This is a genomic window from Sphaerobacter sp., from assembly GCF_019683595.1.
GTDB lineage: Bacteria > Chloroflexota > Chloroflexia > Thermomicrobiales > Thermomicrobiaceae > Sphaerobacter.
Map to the genome: position 1 here is coordinate 1 of NZ_JADGHZ010000292.1, position 3,026 is coordinate 3,026.

General features: G+C 69.7%; 2 protein-coding genes. Both read left to right on the forward strand.

Going from position 1 to position 3,026, the window contains the following annotated elements; translation table 11 throughout:
* Positions 1-208 precede the first annotated feature (208 nt).
* Positions 209-1,612, forward strand: coding sequence for a dihydrolipoamide acetyltransferase family protein (locus IRZ30_RS16755; RefSeq protein ID WP_294086826.1), 1,404 nt, complete (start codon positions 209-211; stop codon positions 1,610-1,612).
* 151 nt (positions 1,613-1,763) lie between these two features.
* Positions 1,764-2,960 (forward strand): amidohydrolase/deacetylase family metallohydrolase, encoded by a 1,197-nt coding sequence (locus IRZ30_RS16760; protein WP_294086827.1) that lies wholly within the window; start codon positions 1,764-1,766, stop codon positions 2,958-2,960.
* Positions 2,961-3,026 lie beyond the last annotated feature (66 nt).

Below are 3,026 nucleotides of genomic sequence, written 5' to 3' on the forward strand. Positions count from 1 at the left end.
ATCGGCGCCGCGCTGGAGCAGCTCGCGGCATTCTGAGGGACCACCCCTCACCCCCCTACCCCCTCTCCCACAAGGGGAGAGGGGAGCGGAGAACGCCTGAAGTGCTGCGTGCTCCGTCTTTTCGTTCTTCTCCCCTCTCCCTTTGTGGGAGAGGGGCCGGGGGTGAGGGGGCAACCACCAGCCTTGCCCGGGAAGGAGATCGCGCGTTATGTCCACAACCCGTCACGGCACTGTGGTCCGGCTCCCCAAGCTCGGCGAGAGCGTCACCGAGGGCACGATCGGTACCTGGCTGAAGCAGGTGGGCGACCGGGTCGAGAAGTACGATCCCCTGGTCGAGATCACGACCGACAAGGTCAATGCGGAGGTTCCCTCGCCGGTGAGCGGCATTCTGACCGAGATCCGCGCGGCGGAGGGAGACACCCTTCCGGTCGGTGCCGAGATCTGCGTCATTGCGGAGGAGGGCACTGAGGCCCCCACCGCCGAGGCGGCACCCGAGGTCGGCGCCGCGGCCCAGGACGGCATCAACGGCGGGCTGGCCGCTGGTCCCGCACCCGGGCGCGCCCCGAAGCGGACCGGCCGGGAGAGCGCCGAGGAGTTGCTGCGGACCCGTTCGTCACCCGCGGTGCGGCGCATTGCCGAGGAGCACGGAATCGACATCTCCCAGGTACCCGGCACTGGTCTGAGCGGCCGTGTCACCAAGCAGGACATCCTGCGCTACATCGCGGCGCGTGAGGCCCAGCCCGCCGCAGCGGCAGCGCCGGAGCGTGAGGCGACGGCCGTCGACGCCGCCGCGGCCGCGATTCAGGAGACCGCCGCGCCACCGAAGCCGGCCGAGGTCGCCGTCCAGCCGGAAACCCCCGCCCTGCGCCCCGCGGCCGAGATCCCGGCCGAGCAGGCGGAGATCCCGATTTGGGAGGGCGACCAGATCGTTCCGGTCACGCCGATGCGCAAGCAGATCGCCGCGCACATGGTGCGCAGCGAGCGCACCGCCCCGCATGTCACCCTCTGGATGGAAGTGGACATGTCGGGCGTGGTCGAGGCCCGCGCGCGGGCACAGGAGCGCTTCCGCCAGGAGGAGGGCTTCGAGCTGACCTTCCTCCCATTCGTCGTCAAGGCCGTCGTCCACGCGCTGCGCGAGCACCCGCGCGTGAACGCAGTCTGGGACGAGGACCGCATCATCCTGCGCAAGGCGATCAACATCGGCATCGCGGTCGGGATGGAGGACGGGCTGATCGTCCCGGTCATCAAGAACGCCGACGAGAAGAGCATCGTGGGGCTGGCACGCGCCATCCGCGACCTGGCCACGCGCGCCCGCAACGGGCAGCTCACCCTGGACGACGTCCAGGGCGGCACCTTCACGGTGAACAACCCCGGCACGTTCGGCACCATCCTCTCGACGCCGATCATCGTCCAGCCGCAGTCAGCCATCCTCAGCACCGAGGCGGTGGTCAAGCGCCCGGTCGTGATCGACGACGCGATCGCGATCCGGCCGATGATGAACCTCTCACTCTCGTTCGACCACCGGATCCTCGACGGGCTGGCCGGGGCACGCTTCCTCGCCACCGTCAAGCAGTGGCTCGAAGCGTTCCGCCCCGACACCCCGCTCTACTGACCCACCATCCCGGCCCAGGCGACGTGCCCGGGCCGGATGCCATTACGAGCGCCGGCACGATGCCGGCGCTCTTGCCTCTTGCCGCCCCCGGCCGGATCGTCTAGCCTGCTGCCGGCAGACCATCAGTCGAGCGAACGGAGGAAGCTGGGCCATGAGCGGGCAGGGTGCAGGCGAACGATTCGATCTGGTCATCCGGGGCGGCGACGTTCTCGATCCCGGCGCAGGCATCGAGGGCCGCTACGACCTCGGCATCCGCGACGGCCACGTCGCGGCGATCGAGCCGGCGATCGACCCCGCCAGTGCGGAGGGCGTGATCGACGCCACCGGTCAGATCGTCACACCGGGCCTGGTGGACCTGCACACGCACATCTATTGGGGCGCGACCTACTGGGGGATCGAGGCCGACCCGGTAGCGGCACGCAGCGGCGTGACCACCTGGCTCGACGTCGGCTCGGCCGGCGCCTACTCTTTCCCCGGATTTCGCCGTTACATCGCGGAACCCAGCCGCTGTCGCGTCTTCGCGCTGCTCAACCTCTCGTCGATCGGCCTGATCGCCCCTACCTGGGAGTTCGCCAACCCCGACTATTGGGACGTGGATCTCGCCGCCAAGATCGTCGAGGCCAACCGCGACATCATTCTGGGGATCAAGGCCCGCATTGATCGGAACACCACGCGTGGCGTCGGCGTCCGCCCACTGGAGCGAGCGCGGGAGCTGGCCGACCGAGTCGGGCTGCCGCTCATGGTCCACATCGGCTGGGGCCCGCCCACCATCGACGAGGTCGCGGCCTACCTGCGTCCCGGCGACATCCTCACCCACTGCTTCACCGGGGGTGACATGCGCATCCTCGGGGAGGACGGCCGGATCCTGCCGGTGATCCGTGACCTCCAGGAGCGCGGCCTGATCCTCGACATCGGGCACGGCACCGGCTCCTTCAGCTTCGCCGTGGCCGAGGCGATGCTGGAGCAGAGCATCCTACCCGACACCATCTCCAGCGACATCCACCAGCTCGCCGTGCAGGGCCCGATGTACGACCTGCCGACCACGCTCTCGAAGTTCCTCGCCCTCGGCATGAGCCTGTCTGACGTGATCGTGCGTGCGACCGCACGCCCGGCCGCCGCGATCCGCCGCCCCGACCTCGGCACTCTCCGCGTGGGCTCAGTCGCCGACATCGCGCTCTGGCGGCTGGAGGAGGGGGACTTCGTCTTCCACGACGTCGGGATGGACGAGCGCCGCGGCACCCGCCGCCTGGTCAACACGCTGACGCTGGTCGACGGGCAGATCCTGCCGCGTCTCCCTGAGCGCCCACCGCACGTCTGGGCCGTCCTGCCCGAGCACCAGCGGAGGTGAGGCAGGTGCGTCATGCGTCATTCTCCCCTCTCCCACAAGGGGAGAGGGGCCGGGGGTGAGGGGGAC

What these genes read in the sequence shown, in the direction of transcription:
- IRZ30_RS16760 (WP_294086827.1), top strand. Translation starts at nt 1,764, where the DNA reads ATGAGCGGGCAGGGTGCAGGCGAACGATTCGATCTGGTCATCCGGGGC.
- IRZ30_RS16755 (WP_294086826.1), top strand. Translation starts at nt 209, where the DNA reads ATGTCCACAACCCGTCACGGCACTGTGGTCCGGCTCCCCAAGCTCGGC.